The following is a 16,965-nucleotide window of genomic DNA, read 5'->3' as shown; positions in this document are numbered from 1 at the left end:
CGGGCCCGCCCCGCCGTCGTGGGGGGCGCCCCGGTGTCCGCGGGCCGGGACGCCCCGCCGCCGCGCACCGGGCGCCGCCTATGGTGCGGGCATGACATCGCAGACGCCGCAGAGCTATCTCGCCGGACTCTTCTCGCTGGAGGGGCTGAACGCCGTGGTGACCGGCGGCAGTTCCGGTATCGGGCGGGCGATCGCGGGGGCGCTCGCGCGGGCCGGGGCGCGCGTGGTGGTCGTCGCGCGCCGGGAGGCGGAGCTGGCCGACACCGTTGCCGAACTGACCGCCGACGGCTGCCGGGTCGCCGCGGTCCGCTGCGATCTGGGCAGCCGGGAGGGGGTGCGCGCCGGGGCGGAGGAGGCGGCCGCGGTCTTCGGCGAGCCCGACATCCTGGTCAACAGCGCCGGGATCAACCTGCGGCCGCCCATGGGGGAGACGACCGACGAGGTCTGGGACGCCACGATGGCGGTCAACCTGGAGGCGCCCCATCTGCTCGGGCGGCGGTTCGGCCCCGGGATGGCCGAGCGGGGCTTCGGCCGGATCATCCACGTCAGCTCGCAGCAGGCGCACCGGGCGTTCGTCCGGAGCGGCGTCTACGGGGTCTCCAAGGGGGCGCTGGAGTCGCTGGCCCGCTCGCAGGCGGAGGCGTGGTCGCCGCACGGCGTCACCTGCAACACGCTGGTGCCGGGCTTCGTGATGACGCCGCTCAACGCGCGGCTCTCGTCCGACCCGGAGCGGGTGGCGGCGCTGGCCGCCCGCACCCTGACCGGCCGCAACGGCGTCGCCGAGGACTTCGCGGGCGCCGCCGTGTTCCTGGCGAGCCGGGCCTCGGGCTATGTCACCGGGCAGTCCGTCTGCGTCGACGGCGGCTTCTCGGTGCACTGAGGACGGCCGCGCCCGACGCCCGGCCGCCGCCCCGTCCCGACGCGCCGGAGGCGGTACGCGCCCCAAGGGCCCGTACCGCCTCCGCCGGTCCGGCCGGTCCGGCCTCACAACACCTTGGACAGGAACGACTTGGTGCGGTCGTGCTGCGGGTTGCCGAGGACGTCGCGCGGGTGGCCGGATTCGACGACCACGCCGTCGTCCATGAAGACCAGCGAGTCGCCGACCTCGCGGGCGAAGCCCATCTCGTGGGTGACCACGACCATCGTCATACCGTCCGCGGCCAGGTCCTTCATCACGTCGAGGACGTCGCCGACCAGCTCCGGGTCGAGCGCCGAGGTCGGCTCGTCGAAGAGCATCAGCTTCGGTTCCATCGCCAGGGCGCGGGCGATGGCGACGCGCTGCTGCTGGCCGCCGGAGAGCTGCGAGGGGTAGTTCCCGGCCTTGTCCTTGAGACCGACGCGGTCCAGCAGCTTGCCGGCGCGCTCCCGGGCGGACGCCTTCGACTCGCCCTTGACCTGGACCGGCGCCTCCATGATGTTCTCCACCGCGGTCATGTGCGGGAAGAGGTTGAAGCGCTGGAAGACCATGCCGATGTCGCGGCGGCGGGCGGCCACCTCGCGGTCGCGCAGCTCGTAGAGCTTGCCGTTCTGCTCGCGGTAGCCGACGAGTTCCCCGTCGACCGAGAGCCGACCGGCGTTGATCTTCTCCAGGTGGTTGATACAGCGCAGGAACGTCGACTTGCCGGAGCCGGACGGGCCGATCAGGCAGAAGACCTCCTGGGGCGCCACCTCCAGGTCGATGCCCTTGAGGATGTGGGCCGCGCCGAAGGACTTGTGGACGCCCTCGGCCTTCACCATGGGGACGCCGGAGCCCTTGGCGGGGGCGGACTTGCTGGTCATGCGGTACCTCCGGCGCGGTTGAGGCCCGCCAGCTTCGCCTTGGCGCGCTGGAGCGGGGTGGGCGGCAGCTGGCGGCTGGCGCCGCGGGCGTAGTACCGCTCCAGGTAGTACTGGCCGATGCTGAGCACCGTCGTGGCGATCAGGTACCAGGCGGCGGCGAGGATCAGCATCTCCACCACCACACCGGAGTCCCGGCCGACGTTCTGCGCGGCCTGCAACAGGTCGTAGTACTGGACGGCGATGACCAGCGAGGAGGTCTTCAGCATGTTGATGACCTCGTTGCCGGTCGGCGGGACGATCACCCGCATCGCCTGCGGTACGACGATCCGGCGCAGCGTCTTGGCGTGGCTCATGCCGAGCGCGTGCGCCGCCTCGGTCTGGCCCTCGTCGACGGCGTTGAGGCCCGCCCGGCAGATCTCCGCCATGTACGCCGCCTCGTTGAGCCCGAGGCCCAGCAGCGCGCACAGGAACGGCGTCATGAAGTCCGACCACTCGTCCTTGTAGATCGGCATGATGTCGATGTACTGGAAGACGAGGCCGAGGTTGAACCAGAGGAAGAGCTGGACGTAGACCGGCGTGCCGCGGAAGAACCAGATGTAGAACCACGAGACGGACGAGGTCACCCAGTTCTTCGACTGGCGCATCACCGCGAGGATCACACCGAGCACGACGCCGATGACCATCGACAACACGGTGATCAGCAGGGTGTTGCGCAGACCCTTGAGGATGTCCGCGTTGAAGAGGTATTCGGGGATGGCGCCCCAGTTGACGTTCCCGGAGGCGAAGGCCCGTACGAGCGCCGCGATCACTCCGAGGACGACCAGCGCCGCCACCCAGCGGCCGTAGTGGCGGACGGGGATGGCCTTGATGGGCTCGGGCGGGGACGGGGTGCCGGCCGGGGACCGGTCCGACTTCTCGACGTCGACTGACACGGATGCTGCCTTTCGGAGGTTCAGCGGATCGGCGGGAGGGCGCGGAGGAGGGCGTCGCGGCGGTCAGGAACCGCCGTTGAGCTTCGCCTCCTCGACCGCCGCTTCCTTGACGTCCCACTTGTCGAGGACCTTGGCGTAGGCGCCGGACCCGATGGCGCGCTCCAGCGCCGCCTTGAGCGCGTCGCGCAGCTTCTCGCTGCCCTTGGGTACGGCGATGCCGTACGGCGCGGCCTTCACGGGCGCGCCGCCGACCATCTGGAAGTCATTGCCGTGGCCGGAGACCTTCACGGCGTACGCGGCGACCGGATAGTCGCTGGAGACCGCGTCCACGCCGCCGGTGCGCAGCCGGGTCTGGGCCTCGGAGTCGTTGTCGAACGCCTCCATGGCGATCGGCTGCGCGCCGTTCTTCTCGCACTTCTTCGACTGGGTCTTGGCCAGGTCGTGCGAGACGGTGCCGCGCTGCACCGCGATCTTCTTGCCGCAGAGGGCGTCCCAGCTGTCGATGCCCTTCGTCTTGCCCTTCTGGGTGTAGATCGAGACGCCGACGTTGAGGTAGTCGATGAAGTCGACGCCCTCACCGATCTTCTTGCCGGTGCCGGAGTCGATGCCCTGCTGGCGCTCCCTGGTGTCCGTCATCGCGGACATCGCGATGTCGTACCGCTTGGACTTCATGCCGCCCATGAGCGTGTCGAAGGTGGCGTTGTTGAAGTTCAGCTTGACGCCCAACTCCTTGCCGAGCACGGCCGCCAGATCGGGGTCGATGCCCTCGATCGCGCCGTCGCTGCGGAACTCCACCGGCTTGTAGGTGATGTCCGAGCCGACCTGGATGAGCGCCTTCTCCTGGATGTCCTTGGGGAGCAGCTTGAAGAGCGGGGCGCTGGTGTCACGATTCTTCGCCGCCTCACGGCGGGCGACGGCGGCGTCGGTCTGGTCCCCGCAGGACGTCAGCAGCAGCGCGGCAGCTACCGCGGTCGCCCCGGCAACGGCTGTCCGAGACCTGCCGGAGGCCGTGCGACGGGTGGGACGTGCGGTCATGCTGATCCTCCTGCGGGTGGGGAAAAGCCGGCGGGCCACGGCCGGGCAGGGGGACGCTGAGCTCCCCCGACCTCGATCGATGGACGGAATCCTGCCATCAGCGATCCGGTAATCGGACTGCCGTTCAGGTCAAAATCGGATAACGGACGAGGGGTGTTCAGCTCGGTCTGCTCCACTGCCCGGCAGGGACCGGGGCCGGTGGCTCCGGCTCGCTCCGGGCCACCCCGGACGGACGTCTCGGCATGTGGACGAAGACCCCTAACCCTTCCGGGGATTCGTCCTGTTGGTCTTGATTGCCGGATCTGTCGGGGCCGGGGTGACGGATCTGGCTCGTCGCTCGCCACGCCCGTCCGGTAGAAAGGGGCGTTACACCCCTCATCCGGGGCTCAGGGCGCGTGTGCGGCGCGCCCGGCGTCCGTACCTCCCCCCGCGCACCGGGCATCCGGCGCGCAGGGCACGGACGCGGTGCCCGCCCACCTCCCAACCAGGGGTGGCCACCCTCAACATTTTACGAACAAAGGGGTTCAACAAAGTGGCAGCGGAGATCGTCAATCCTCGCAGCGACAGCACCGAGGGGGCCGACGGCGTCGGCGCCTCCTTCGACCCGGCCTTCGCGCTGCACCGTGGCGGCAAGATGGCCATCCAGGCGACCGTCCCCGTCCGCGACCGGGACGACCTGTCCCTCGCGTACACGCCGGGCGTCGCCAAGGTCTGCAGCGCCATCGCCGAGCAGCCCGAGCTGGTGCACGACTACACCTGGAAGTCCCAGGTCGTCGCGGTCGTCACGGACGGCACCGCGGTGCTGGGCCTGGGCGACATCGGCCCGGAGGCGTCCCTCCCGGTGATGGAGGGCAAGGCCATCCTCTTCAAGCAGTTCGGCGGCGTGGACGCGGTGCCGCTCGCGCTGGCGACCACCGACGCCGACGAGATCGTCGAGACCGTCGTCCGGCTGGCGCCCTCCTTCGGCGGCGTCAACCTGGAGGACATCTCCGCGCCCCGGTGCTTCGAGATCGAGCGCAAGCTCCAGGAGCGGCTGGACATCCCGGTCTTCCACGACGACCAGCACGGCACCGCCGTCGTCACGCTCGCGGCGCTGCGCAACGCCGCCAAGCTGACCGACCGGACGCTGGGCCAGCTGCGCGCCGTCATCTCGGGTGCGGGCGCCGCCGGTGTGGCCATCGCCAAGATCCTCATCGAGGCGGGCATCGGCGACGTCGCGGTCTGCGACCGCAAGGGCATCGTCTCCGCCGACCGCGGCGACCTCACCGAGGTCAAGCGCGAGCTGGCCGGTTTCACCAACAAGGGCGGGCTGACCGGCTCGCTGGAGGACGCCCTCGACGGCGCGGACGTCTTCATCGGTGTCTCCGGCGGTACGGTCCCCGAGTCCGCGGTGGCCACCATGGCGAAGAACTCCCTGGTCTTCGCGATGGCCAACCCGAACCCGGAGATCCACCCGGACGTCGCCCACAAGTACGCGGCGGTCGTCGCCACCGGTCGCAGCGACTACCCGAACCAGATCAACAACGTGCTCGCCTTCCCGGGCATCTTCGCCGGTGCGATGCAGGTGCGGGCCTCGCGCATCACCGAGGGCATGAAGCTCGCCGCCGCCGAGGCGCTCGCCTCCGTCGTCGCCGACGAGCTGAGCGCCGAGTGCGTGATCCCCTCGCCGTTCGACGAGCGCGTCGCCCCGGCGGTCACCGCCGCGGTCGCCGCCGCCGCGCGCGCCGAGGGCGTGGCACGCGCCTGACGCCACACCGACGGGCCGGGCCCGCGCCTCCTCACGGGGGTGCGGGCCCGGCCCGTCGTGCGTGCGGGAGCGGCGGTCCCCGGCGCCCCGTCCCGGGCGTCCCGCCGCCGTCCGCCCGGCCGCCCACGCGGCGCGCGTCACAGCTTTGCCCCGTACCGTGACGGCCGTCCGCGCCCTAGGTTGGCCTCATGTTTGCTGCCTATGCCGCGCGCATCGACCGCGACCAGCCGCTCAACGGCCTCGAACTGGGCGAACGCCCCGCTCCAAAGAGCCGCCCCGGCTGGACCACCGTGAACGTCAAGGCCGCCTCCCTCAACCACCACGACCTGTGGACGCTGCGCGGGGTCGGCATCACCGAGGACGCGCTGCCGATGATCCTCGGCTGCGACGCCGCCGGGACGGACGCCGACGGCAACGACGTCGTCCTGCACTCCGTCATCGGCCAGACCGGCCACGGCGTCGGCCCCGGCGAGCCCCGCTCCCTCCTCACCGAGCGCTACCAGGGCACCTTCGCCGAGCAGGTCACCGTCCCCCGCTGGAACGTCCTGCCCAAGCCGCCGGAGCTGAGCTGGGCGGAGGCCGCCTGTCTGCCCACCGCCTGGCTCACCGCGTACCGGATGCTCTTCACCAACGCCGGGGTGCGGCCCGGCGACAGTGTGCTCGTCCAGGGTGCGGGCGGCGGCGTGGCGACCGCCGCGATCGTGCTGGGCGCCGCCGCCGGGCTGCGGGTCTTCGCCACCAGCCGGGACGAGGGCAAGCGGCGCCGCGCCGTGGAACTGGGCGCGGAGGCGGCGTTCGGCAGCGGGGAGCGGCTGCCGCACCGGGTGGACGCGGTCATCGAGACGGTCGGCGCCGCCACCTGGTCCCACTCGGTCGCCTCGCTGCGCCCCGGCGGCACCCTCGTCATCTCGGGCGCCACCAGCGGTTTCCACCCCGAACGCACCGCGCTCAACCGGATCTTCTTCCTGGAGCTGAAGATCGTCGGCTCGACGATGGGCAGCAAGGAGGAGCTGACGTCGCTGCTCAGCTTCTGCGCCGCCAAGGGCGTACGCCCCGTCATCGACTCCACCCTCCCGCTGGACCGGGCGTACGAGGGCTTCGCGAAGATGGCGAAGGGCGACCTGTTCGGCAAGATCGTCCTGACGGTTTGAGGGTTTGAGGGGTTGAGGGGTTAACGGTCTGAGGGGCTGACGGTTTGAGGCTTCGGCCGTCTGACGGTTGGCGGTCCGGTGGCCTGGCGGTCCGGCCTTCCGGCGGGTGGCCGGTCCGGAGTTCGGCGGGGGATGAGGGAGACGAGGGAGCAGATGGGTGAGGGAGTGCGGGTGTTGCGGGCGGCGGAGCGGACCGCCGCGCCGTGGAGCAACGGCGGCGGGGTGACGCGCGAGATCGCCGCCCACCCCGACGGCGCGGGCTGGGACACCTTCGACTGGCGGATCAGCCTCGCCGACGTCACCCGCGACGGCTCGTACTCCCCGCTGCCCGGCATCCGCCGCATCCTCACCGTCGCCGACGGCGCCGGACTCCGGCTGACCGTCGACGGCACCGCCCACCCGCCGCTGCCCCGCCACACCCCCTTCGCCTTCCCCGGCGCCGCCGCCACCGACTCCCGTCTGGTGGCCGGACCGGTCGTCAACCTCAACGTCATGACCCGGGAGGGCCGGGCGGGCGCCGACGTCAGGATCGTCCGGGGCACCTGCGACCTGGCGGCCACCCCCGGCCGCACGATGGTGGTCGCCCTGCCGGACGGTACGGGGGACGGGCCGGGCGGTACGGAGGCGCTTCCGGGCGGGGCGGTCGTCACCTCGGGCGGCGCGGTCGTCACCGCGGACGGTGCGACCGCCGAACTCGGTTGCTACGACGCGGTGCTGCTGCCCGGCGGGGTGACCGCACGGCTCCGTACGGACGGGGTCGCCGCGGTGATCACGCTGGTGGGGGAGGGGCTGGGGGAACCGGAGCGCTGACGGGGCGCGGAGCGGACCGCGACGGGGCGGGCTGCGACGTGGCGCCCCTCCGGGCGGCGCCTCCCGGCACGGGAGTCAGGTTGGCGGTGCTGCGTGGGCCACTGCGGTCAGGTCGGCGGTGCCACGTTGACCAGGCTGCCGTGCAGACGGTAGCGGTGGACGCCGTCCGGACCGCCGGATTCCGGGGTGACGCCGTCCAGCGCCCCGATCCGCGCCGCGATCCGCCTCGGCACCGGCCCGTCGGCGAACGCCTGCCACGCCGCGAGATCCGCCCACTCCGCGTGGTTGCGCACCGAGGAACCGTCCAGGCTCCGGTGCAGATGTGCACCGATCAACCCCGGCACCCGCGCCGCGTCCAGCGCGTCGAGCACGGTGTCGGTCAGCGCCCGCTGGGCCGCCGGACCCGACGTCCTGAAGACCGGCGTGACCAGCAGCCCCGGCGGACGGCCCGCCGCCCGGTCCGGCACATGGCTGCGGTCGAGCCGGTAACGCACCAGCCCGGGCCGCCGGATACCGGGAAGCGCCGCGTCCACGGGCGCGAGCGCGGCGGACCGGTGCGCCCGCGCCCACTCCCGGTGCGCCTCGTCGCCCGTCCACTGCGCATGGTGCAGCACCTCCGTACCGTCCAGGCTGCGGAACACCGAGAGCGACAGCATCGCGGCGGGCCGCTCCTGCGCCTCCCATACGTCGAGCACGGCATCGGCCACCGCGACCTGAACCGCCGGATCCGGCACGATCCACCGGCTGATCAACACCGTCCCCGCATCGGCCCGCCGCACCTCGGGAAAGACGGAAGTCCTGGTCATCGCATACTCCGTTCGTCCTGGCATCCGTACGACGGCCGGACCGGTCGCAGGGACCGCGCCCCGCCGTCTCGCCGTCTGGCCGTCTCGCCCGGAGTCTGCTTCCTCAGGCGCACTTGAGGTCAAGGGGGGGGGCGGGCGTGGCGTGGAGCGGCTCTTCCGTTGCGCCCCTCCGTCGTGCCCCTCCGTAGGGCGTACGGGTACGGGGTCCGGCGCGGCTGAGGCGTCGGGCCGGGCGCACGGCTTGGGCGTACGCGCCGGGGTCGGGCCTCGGGTGCGGGGCCAGGTTCCGCGCCGGGGTCGGGCTCCGCGCCGGGGTCGGGGCCAGCTCCGGGGCCCGGCTCCGCGCCGCTGCCGGGGCCCCGGGGCGCAGGCTCGCGCCCGGGCACAGGGCCGAACCACAGGCCCAGGCCCAGGCCCCGGCCTACGGCATGCGCCCAGGCGCCGCCAGCGCCGCCACCACCGGCGCGGACGCGTCGGCCGACCGCTCCGGCGGAGGCGGTGCCGAGGACGCCGAGGACCCCGAGGATGGCGGGGGCAGCGGCGACGAAGGCGACGGCGGCAACCCGGAGAACCGCGGCGCGGCCGCGCGCGGCGCCGCCATCGCGACCTGCACGGGATCCGCGCCGCCCAGAGCCCCCACGGCGCCCCGACCCGGCGTCACCTCCCGCCGGGAGCCCGGCGGTACCGGCGGCGCGGACCCCGTGCCCGCCTCCGGCGGCCGGAGGCCCGCGGAGCGCAGGGCGTGGTTGAGCGGGCGCAGCAGCAGATGGAGGCGTTCGGCGCCCGTCCGGCCCAGCGCCCGCCAGGGACCGGCCGCCAACTGGTCCGTCATCCGCTCGATCGCCTCCCGCTCCCGGAGCCCCGCCGCGGTGGCGCTGCCGTCCGGCGCGAGCCAACCGCGCGCCGCCAACCGGTCGTGGGCGTCGCTCCACTCCTGGGCGCTCCACCCACGGGCCGCGGCGGACGCCGGGGCGGCCCAGCCGTGACGCCCCGGCCCGCCACCCGCCGCGGCATGGGACACCAACGCCTCACACGGGTCCAACCCCCAGGTCAGCAGGGTCGCGAGATGGCCGTCACCACGGTGCTCCCGGAGCACCGCCGCGGCCTGCCACAGCACCAGATGCGGCGGCCCGGGCCACGGCAGATCACGGTTGGCGGCGGCGAGCGGACGCGCCACGGCCTGGGCGTTCTCCGCGGCGCGGCGCGCCAGCCGGGCGGCCTCCGCGACCTCCGGCCCGGCCAACCGGTCGCCCAGCAACCGGCGCAGCGCACGGTCGACGGACCGCAGCCGTGCGTCCAGCACCGCGCCCGGCCGGGCCACCGCCCAGACCCGCGGGACGGACTGGGCGACCAGCCGCGGCGCGAAGGTGTAGTACGTCGCCGTCACCAGCTCCGGACCCACGGCCCCCAACGGAGCCGTGCGCCAGGCGAAGTAGCCGGGACGCCACGACGTGGTGTCGTAACCGAGCCCCGCCGCGACCCGCTGGGCCTCGGGGGTGGAGTAGGCGGTGGCGTGCAGCGGTTCGAGCTGCTGCCACATTCGGCGGGCGACCGAAAGGTAGTCCGACATCGCTGTACCTCATGGCCTTCACGATGCGTGGGTGCGGAGATGCGTGCGTACAGAGCGGTTGGGGCCGTTGGCGCGCGCCGCGAGAGCCAGGGGTCCACGCCTCGGGCGCGTCCGCGGACCGTGTGGTGCCGGTACGGGGCGGCGGATGCCGTACGGAACTCGCGCCCCGCACGGACGGCGGGCCGCACGGTGCGCCCCGCTCCGCACACGGTCGCCGCCCGGACGCCGATCCGGGAACCCACACCGGCACCGGACGAAAAACCGTGCGACAGATGACGTTCCCCGATTACGTGCCGTAAATCCTGGCCGCGATGACTAACTCTCCGTGACGAGGGGGGTGGAGGGGAAACGAGGGGCGGAGCGGACCACGAAGCACCGGAAGGGGACACGGCGACGGGGGAGGGACGGGACTCTTCCCCCAGCACCGAACTCCCGCTGTCCTGACGCCCGTTACCCCGAGTCCCGACTCGGGGTCCCTGCGTCCTGCCGTGCTCCTGCCCGCTGCCACGTCCTCGCCCCCGTGCCCTCCGCGCTACTTCTCCGGTCCCCGCTCCGCCGACTCCCGCAGCAGGCCGCCGATTTCGCTGGAGGTCTCCGCGAGGCGGTACCGGGCCCGGCGTACCTGCTCGGGGGTGATGCCGTGATCGCGGGCGGCGTCCCGGAGGTCGTCGCGGAAGCGGTCCAGCAGGCGGTCGAAGTCGCGGGCCGGATCGGGACCCGGCGGCTCCTCCGCCCACTCCGGCAGCGGCCGTTCCCCGACCGGAGCCCGCCCGGCCGCCGCACGGCCCGCACCTGGCCCCGACCGGTCGCCGACGTCCCTGTCGGCCCCCGCGCCACCCGGCCCGGACCCCGCCGCGGGACCGTCGTGCCCCTGCCCGTCGGATATACGGGCATCGGGCGCACCGGCACCGGACGCGTGCTCCCCGTGCGGGCGCTCCCCGCGCGGGCGGGCGCCGTCCTCCGACGGGCGCGAGGCGCCCTCCCGCCCCGTGTGGTCGTCGGTCTGCGGGGCGCCCGTGAAGCGGCCGACCTCGCGGGAGACCTCGGAGAGCGCCTCACGGACCGCGCCCGCCCAGTCGCCGGACCGGACCCGCTCCTGCGCCTGCTCCTGAACCCGCCGCAGCGCCTGCTGCACCTCCTCGCGGGCGAACGCCTGGGCCGCCCGCGCCTGTTCGCGGGCGCGGCGGGCCTCCTGCTCGGCGCGGCGGCGCTCGTCCTTCGCCCGGCGCGCCTGCTCCTTCCACTCCTCCTTGGCCCGGCGGAACTCCTCCTTCGCCTGCCGCCACCCCTCGTTGTCCCCGAACGCGCCCTCGGCGGACGGCTCCGGACCTCCGGCGGCGGCGTCCGGGCGGCGGCCCTGCGCCCGCGCCTGCTGGGCGGCCTCGCGTATCTCGCGCCGCAGATCGCTGGCCGAACCGCTCACATCCGCCCGGATGTCGGAGGCCAGCGCGGCCACCGAGTCACGTATCTCCAGCTCCAGCTCGGCCAGTTCGCCGCCGCGTCCGGCCAGCTCGGCGCGGCCCGCGTCGGTGAGGGAGTAGACCTTGCGACCGCCCTCGGTGGCGTGTGTGACCAGGCCCTCGGCCTCCAGCTTCGCCAGCCGCGGATAGACCGTGCCGGCCGACGGTGCGTACAGCCCCTGGAAGCGCTCCTCCAGCAGACGGATGACCTCGTAGCCGTGGCGCGGGTGCTCGTCGAGGAGCTTGAGGAGATAGAGGCGCAGACGGCCGTGGGCGAAGACGGGAGGCATGGTCAGAGCACCTTCTTCTCAAGGGACGGGGTGGCCGGGCCGTCGCCCGGGTGGCCGCCGTCCGCGGTCTCGAAGACCGGGCGGCGCAGCAGCGCGAGACCACCGGAGACGGTGGTGACCTTCAGACGGCCCGAACCCGAGCCGAGCGTGCCGCTGAGGTGCTTGGCGCCCCAACCGCCGCCGACCCGCAGGGTGTCGAAGGCGTTGGAGAGGGTGCCGCTGGTGGTGCCCGCCTCCACCCGGGTGTCGCCCGGCTCCGGCAGCCGGATCGCCACCTCGCCGGAGACGCTGGTCAGCTGGATGTCCGCACCGCGGTCCGATGGATCGAGGTCGAGGACCATGTCACCGCTGACGGAGTCCGCCTGCACCGTGGCCGCGCCGCCGTCCAGGACCGTCAGATCGCCCGAGACGGAGTGGAACCGCAGACCACCGGTGACGCCCTGCGCCTCGACCCGGCCCGAGACGGTGTCCGTGCGCACCTCGCCGGTCAGCCCGACGAGTGTGCTGTCGCCCGAGACGGTCTGGACCCGGGTGGGGCCCGCGACGCCCGTCACGACCACCGAGGAGCCGACCGAGGCGACGTCGACGCGGGTGGCGGCCGGGACGGTCACCGACACCTCCGCGCGGTGGTCGCGCCACCCCCTGCCCCGGAGGAAGGTGAACAGGCTCTTCCAGGGGCCCTTCCACGGCGGGCTGTCGTAGCCGACGCAGAGGGTGCCGTCCTCGTGGGAGACGGTCAGCGGATGGCCCCTGACCTCACCGATCTCCACCCGGGCCGGGCCCTCCTCGGCCGACCCCACCACATTGACCGCGCCGCCGCAGACCCGGATCTCCAGTGCCTCGACGGGCTCGTCGATCTCCAGGGTGCGCGGCCCGTCCACGCGGAGCGGGAAGCGCGGGTGTGCTCCGTCGTCGGGCCCCGGCGTACCGGACCCGGATGCGGAAGAACTCGACGTACCGAAACTCGACTCGCTGTGGGACATGCCGACCCCCCGGTTGGCTGACGGAAACGCAACGCAACATATCGCGTCTTCGCTACACACGATATATCGCGCTCCGGCGAAGTCAAGGGAGAAGTCGAACGCCTACGCGACGGGGCCGGTGGCCAGGGGAAGTCCCCCGGCCACCGGCCCCGGTTCCGCCGCCCCGCCGGGCGCGCGTCAGCTGCGACTACTCGTCGTCGTCCTCGTCGTCCAGCCGCGCCAGCCAGGTCGCCAGCCGCTCCACCGGCACCTCGAAGTCCGGGTTCAGATCGACGAACGTACGCAGCTGATCGGCCACCCAGCCGAGGGTGACCTCCTCCTCGCCGCGTCGGCTCTCCAGCTCTTCGATGCCGCGGTCAGTGAAATACACGGGCTCTCCACCAAGGGGTCAGTAGGACGTTCCCGGCCAGGATAGGCAGGCCGGACAGGGGGCCGTGCGGCCGCCCGCCCCGGTGGACGCGGCCGCACAACGGCGGAGGGCCCGCCCCCACACGGGGACGGGCCCTCCGGAGTCCCGGGTCACCGGGGCGGACGACTCACGCGTCGAACGCCTCGGCGATCAGCTGGGCCTGCTCCGCCTGGTGACGCTTGGCGGAACCGACCGCGGGCGACGAGGAGTGCGGCCGCGAGATGCGGCGCAGACGCTCACCGTGCGGGATGTCGGCACCGACCGCCAGGTCCAGGTGGTCGATGAGGTTGAGCGCGATGAACGGCCACGCACCCTGGTTGGCCGGCTCCTCCTGCACCCACAGGTACTTACCGGCGTTCGGGTACTTGGCGATCTCGTCCTGGATCTCCTTGCCGGGCAGCGGGTACAGCCGCTCCAGCCGGATGATCGCGACATCGTCGGCACCGCGCTTGTCCCGCTCGGCGGCCAGGTCGTAGTAGACCTTGCCGGAGCAGAGCAGCACCTTGCTGACCTTCTGCGGGTCGGCCTTCTCGTCGCCGATCACCGGACGGAAACCGCCGGTGGTGAACTCCTCCGCCTTCGACGCCGCGGCCTTCAGACGCAGCATCGACTTCGGGGTGAAGACGACCAGCGGCTTGTGGTGCGGGTTGTGGACCTGCCAGCGCAGCAGGTGGAAGTAGTTCGACGGCAGCGTCGGCATGGCGACCGTCATGTTGTTCTGCGCGCACAGCTGGAGGAAGCGCTCGATCCGGGCCGAGGAGTGGTCCGGGCCCTGGCCCTCGTAGCCGTGCGGCAGCAGCAGCGTGACGCCGGAGGTCTGGCCCCACTTCTGCTCGGCGGCGGTGATGTACTCGTCGACGACGGTCTGCGCGCCGTTGACGAAGTCACCGAACTGCGCCTCCCACATGACCAGCGCCTCGGGGCGGGCCAGGGAGTAGCCGTACTCGAAGCCCATGACCGCGTACTCCGAGAGCAGCGAGTCGTAGACGTTGTAACGCGCCTGGTCGTCCGAGAGGTAGAGCAGCGGGGTGTAGTCCTCGCCGGTCTCCCGGTCGATCAGCACCGCGTGGCGCTGACCGAAGGTGCCGCGGCGGCTGTCCTGACCCGACAGACGGACCGGGGTGCCCTCCAGCAGCAGGGAGCCGATGGCGAGGGTCTCGCCCATGCCCCAGTCGATCGTGCCGTCCTCGATCATCGACGCCCGGCGCTGCAGCTGCGGCAGCAGACGCGGGTGGACGGTGACCCGGTCGGGGATGTTGACCTGCGACTCGGCGATGCGCTTGACGACCTCCTGGGAGATCGCGGTCTTCACCGCCACCGGGAACTCCGCCTGCGGGTCCGGCACCTCGGCCGCACCCGGGGCCGCGACGGCCTCGCGGACCTCGGCGAAGACCTTCTCCAGCTGGCCCTGGAAGTCCTGGAGCGCCTGCTCCGCCTCCTCCAGAGTGATGTCGCCCCGGCCGATCAGCGACTCGGTGTACAGCTTGCGCACCGAACGCTTCTTGTCGATCAGGTCGTACATCAGCGGCTGCGTGAACGCCGGGTTGTCGGTCTCGTTGTGACCGCGGCGGCGGTAGCAGATGAGGTCGATGACGACGTCCTTGTTGAACGCCTGCCGGAACTCGAAGGCCAGTCGGCCCGCGCGGACGACGGCCTCGGGGTCGTCGCCGTTCACGTGGAAGATCGGCGCCTCGATCATGCGGGCCACATCGGTCGCGTACATCGACGAACGCGACGACTCCGGGGCGGCGGTGAAGCCGACCTGGTTGTTGATGACGATGTGGACCGTGCCGCCCGTGCGGTAGCCGCGCAGCTGCGACATGTTGAGCGTCTCGGCGACCACGCCCTGACCGGCGAAGGCGGCGTCACCGTGGAGGGTGACCGGCAGGACCGTGAAGTCCGTGCCGCCCTTGTTGATGATGTCCTGCTTGGCGCGGGAGATGCCCTCGATGACCGGGTCGACCGTCTCCAGGTGGGACGGGTTCGCCGCGAGGGTGACCTTGATCTGCTCGCCGTCCAGGCCGGTGAAGGTGCCTTCCTGGCCCAGGTGGTACTTGACGTCGCCGGAGCCGTGCATCGACTTCGGGTCGAGGTTGCCCTCGAACTCCCGGAAGAGCTGCGCGTAGGACTTGCCGACGATGTTGGCGAGGACGTTCAGCCGGCCGCGGTGGGCCATACCGATGACGACCTCGTCCAGCCGCGACTCGGCGGCCGAGTCGATGACCGCGTCCAGCAGCGGGATGACGGACTCGCCGCCCTCCAGCGAGAAGCGCTTCTGGCCGACGTACTTGGTCTGCAGGAACGTCTCGAACGCCTCGGCGGAGTTCAGACGGCGCAGGATCCGCAGCTGCTCCTCGCGCTCGGGCGAGTTGTGCGGCCGCTCCACACGGTCCTGGATCCACTTGCGCTGCTTGGGGTCCTGGATGTGCATGTACTCGATGCCGGTGGTGCGGCAGTACGAGTCGCGGAGCACGCCGAGGATGTCGCGGAGCTTCATCATCGACTTGCCGGAGAAGCCGCCGACCGCGAACTCGCGCTCCAGGTCCCACAGGGTGAGGCCGTGCTCGATGATGTCGAGGTCGGGGTGCTTGCGCTGGTGGTACTCGAGCGGGTCGGTGTCGGCCATGACGTGGCCGCGGACCCGGTAGGAGTGGATCAGGTCGAAGACCCGGGCGGCCTTGGTGACGTCGTCGTCGTGGGAGACGTCGATGTCGCGCAGCCAGCGGACCGGCTCGTAGGGGATCCGCAGCGACTTGAAGATGTCGTCGAAGAAGTCGTTCTCGCCGAGCAGCAGCTGGCTCATGATCCGCAGGAACTCGCCGGAGGCGGCGCCCTGGATCACGCGGTGGTCGTACGTGCTGGTCAGCGTCATGACCTTGGAGACGCCGAGCTTGTTCAGGGCGTCCTGCGAGGTGCCCTGGAACTCCGCCGGGTAGTCCATCGCGCCGACGCCGATGATCAGGCCCTGGCCGGGCATCAGACGCGGCACGGAGTGGACGGTGCCGATGCCGCCCGGGTTCGTCAGCGACGCGGTGACTCCGGTGAAGTCGTCCATCGTCAGCTTGTTGTTGCGGGCACGGCGGACGATGTCCTCGTACGCCTGCCAGAACTCGAAGAAGGTGAGGGTCTCGGCCTTCTTGATGGCGGCGACGACGAGCTGACGGTCACCGTTCGGCTTCACCAGGTCGATGGCGAGGCCGAGGTTGACGTGCTCGGGCTTGACCAGCGTCGGCTTGCCGTCCTTCTCCTGGAAGGAGTAGTTCATCGACGGCATGGCCTTGAGGGCCTGCACCATCGCGTACCCGATGAGGTGGGTGAAGGAGACCTTCCCGCCACGGGCGCGCTTGAGGTGGTTGTTGATGACGATGCGGTTGTCGAACAGCAGCTTCACCGGGACCGCGCGGACGGACGTGGCCGTCGGCAGCTCCAGCGAGGCGTTCATGTTCTTCGCGACGGCGGCCGACGGGCCGCGCAGCGTCACCAGCTCGGGACCGGCCGGAGCCGCGCCGTCCTTGGCGGCGGCGGGCTTCGCGGGCGCGGCCTTCGCGGGCGCCGGGGCCGCCTTGGCGGGGGCCGGGGCGGACGCGGCGGGCTGTGCCGGTGCGGCCGGAGCGGCGGGCTGGGCGGGCGCCGGGGTGGCCACGGGCTTCTCCTGGGTGGGCGGTACGGGGGCGGGGCCCTCGGCCGGCTGGCCCGGTGCGGCGGTGGCGCCGGGCTTGTAGTCGGCGAAGAAGTCCCACCAGGCCCGGTCTACCGAGTTCGGGTCCTGGAGGTACTGCTGGTAGATCTCGTCAACGAGCCACTCATTCGCACCGAACGCGGCAGCAGGGGACTTGCCCTGCCCGTCCTGGTCGGTCGAGATGTTCGAGCTGTTGGGGGACTGTGGCGACACGGCGGCAACCGCCCTCTTCCGCTTCCTAAGGTGGTGGACAGCGGAAATAAAGGCTACGCCTCTTGTGACCTTTGGTGCAGTCCGGGAGGGGTACAGGTAGC

Annotated in this window: 12 protein-coding genes and 1 pseudogene; 4 read left to right on the top strand and 9 right to left on the bottom strand. The window is 72.2% G+C overall.

Annotated elements, in window-relative coordinates:
* Window positions 1–91: 91 nt before the first annotated feature.
* Window positions 92–880 (top strand): SDR family NAD(P)-dependent oxidoreductase, encoded by a 789-nt coding sequence (locus IF23_RS0106690; protein WP_030280821.1) that lies wholly within the window; start codon window positions 92–94, stop codon window positions 878–880.
* 104 nt (window positions 881–984) lie between these two features.
* Here the strand turns inward: IF23_RS0106690 and IF23_RS0106685 are convergent, their stop codons facing one another.
* The 3 genes from IF23_RS0106685 to IF23_RS0106675 all read right to left on the bottom strand — a co-directional run bounded on the left by IF23_RS0106685 (window position 985) and on the right by IF23_RS0106675 (window position 3,746).
* Window positions 985–1,737 (bottom strand): amino acid ABC transporter ATP-binding protein, encoded by a 753-nt coding sequence (locus tag IF23_RS0106685; protein WP_030280819.1) that lies wholly within the window; start codon window positions 1,735–1,737, stop codon window positions 985–987.
* 38 nt (window positions 1,738–1,775) lie between these two features.
* Window positions 1,776–2,711: an amino acid ABC transporter permease gene (locus IF23_RS0106680; RefSeq protein ID WP_030280817.1), complete on the bottom strand. Its 936-nt coding sequence runs from the start codon at window positions 2,709–2,711 to the stop codon at window positions 1,776–1,778.
* A 63-nt stretch (window positions 2,712–2,774) separates the two neighbouring features.
* Complete coding sequence (locus IF23_RS0106675; protein WP_030280816.1) at window positions 2,775–3,746, bottom strand: ABC transporter substrate-binding protein; 972 nt, start codon at window positions 3,744–3,746, stop codon at window positions 2,775–2,777.
* Window positions 3,747–4,278: 532 nt separating this feature from the next.
* Between IF23_RS0106675 and IF23_RS0106670 the strand changes: the two genes are divergently transcribed.
* The 3 genes from IF23_RS0106670 (at window position 4,279) to IF23_RS0106660 (ending at window position 7,454) form a co-directional block, all read left to right on the top strand.
* Complete coding sequence (locus IF23_RS0106670) at window positions 4,279–5,493, top strand: NAD(P)-dependent malic enzyme (protein ID WP_030280814.1); 1,215 nt, start codon at window positions 4,279–4,281, stop codon at window positions 5,491–5,493.
* A 188-nt stretch (window positions 5,494–5,681) separates the two neighbouring features.
* Window positions 5,682–6,644 carry a zinc-binding dehydrogenase gene (locus tag IF23_RS0106665; protein ID WP_030280812.1) on the top strand — a complete coding sequence of 321 codons (963 nt, stop codon included), beginning with the start codon at window positions 5,682–5,684 and terminating at the stop codon, window positions 6,642–6,644.
* A gap of 132 nt (window positions 6,645–6,776) precedes the next feature.
* Window positions 6,777–7,454 carry a HutD/Ves family protein gene (locus tag IF23_RS0106660; protein WP_245654911.1) on the top strand — a complete coding sequence of 226 codons (678 nt, stop codon included), beginning with the start codon at window positions 6,777–6,779 and terminating at the stop codon, window positions 7,452–7,454.
* A gap of 107 nt (window positions 7,455–7,561) precedes the next feature.
* Here the strand turns inward: IF23_RS0106660 and IF23_RS0106655 are convergent, their stop codons facing one another.
* From IF23_RS0106655 to IF23_RS0106630, 6 genes and pseudogenes are all read right to left on the bottom strand, one after another.
* On the bottom strand, window positions 7,562–8,260 hold the full coding sequence (locus tag IF23_RS0106655) for an antibiotic biosynthesis monooxygenase family protein (RefSeq protein ID WP_030280808.1): 699 nt from the start codon (window positions 8,258–8,260) through the stop codon (window positions 7,562–7,564).
* Between the two features lie 697 nt (window positions 8,261–8,957).
* A pseudogene (locus IF23_RS0106650) lies at window positions 8,958–9,830 on the bottom strand (SCO6745 family protein); the annotation flags it as partial.
* A 532-nt stretch (window positions 9,831–10,362) separates the two neighbouring features.
* Window positions 10,363–11,580 (bottom strand): PadR family transcriptional regulator, encoded by a 1,218-nt coding sequence (locus IF23_RS0106645; protein ID WP_030280804.1) that lies wholly within the window; start codon window positions 11,578–11,580, stop codon window positions 10,363–10,365.
* Between the two features lie 2 nt (window positions 11,581–11,582).
* On the bottom strand, window positions 11,583–12,563 hold the full coding sequence (locus IF23_RS0106640; RefSeq protein WP_078653827.1) for a DUF4097 family beta strand repeat-containing protein: 981 nt from the start codon (window positions 12,561–12,563) through the stop codon (window positions 11,583–11,585).
* A gap of 187 nt (window positions 12,564–12,750) precedes the next feature.
* Window positions 12,751–12,933 carry a DUF6104 family protein gene (locus IF23_RS0106635; protein WP_030280801.1) on the bottom strand — a complete coding sequence of 61 codons (183 nt, stop codon included), beginning with the start codon at window positions 12,931–12,933 and terminating at the stop codon, window positions 12,751–12,753.
* A 166-nt stretch (window positions 12,934–13,099) separates the two neighbouring features.
* Entirely contained in the window at window positions 13,100–16,864 is a 3,765-nt protein-coding gene (locus IF23_RS0106630) for a multifunctional oxoglutarate decarboxylase/oxoglutarate dehydrogenase thiamine pyrophosphate-binding subunit/dihydrolipoyllysine-residue succinyltransferase subunit (RefSeq protein ID WP_030280800.1), read from the bottom strand.
* Window positions 16,865–16,965 lie beyond the last annotated feature (101 nt).

This window comes from Streptomyces catenulae (assembly GCF_000718015.1).
Taxonomy (GTDB): domain Bacteria; phylum Actinomycetota; class Actinomycetes; order Streptomycetales; family Streptomycetaceae; genus Streptomyces; species Streptomyces catenulae.
This window is presented reverse-complemented; position numbering and strand designations above follow the sequence as displayed.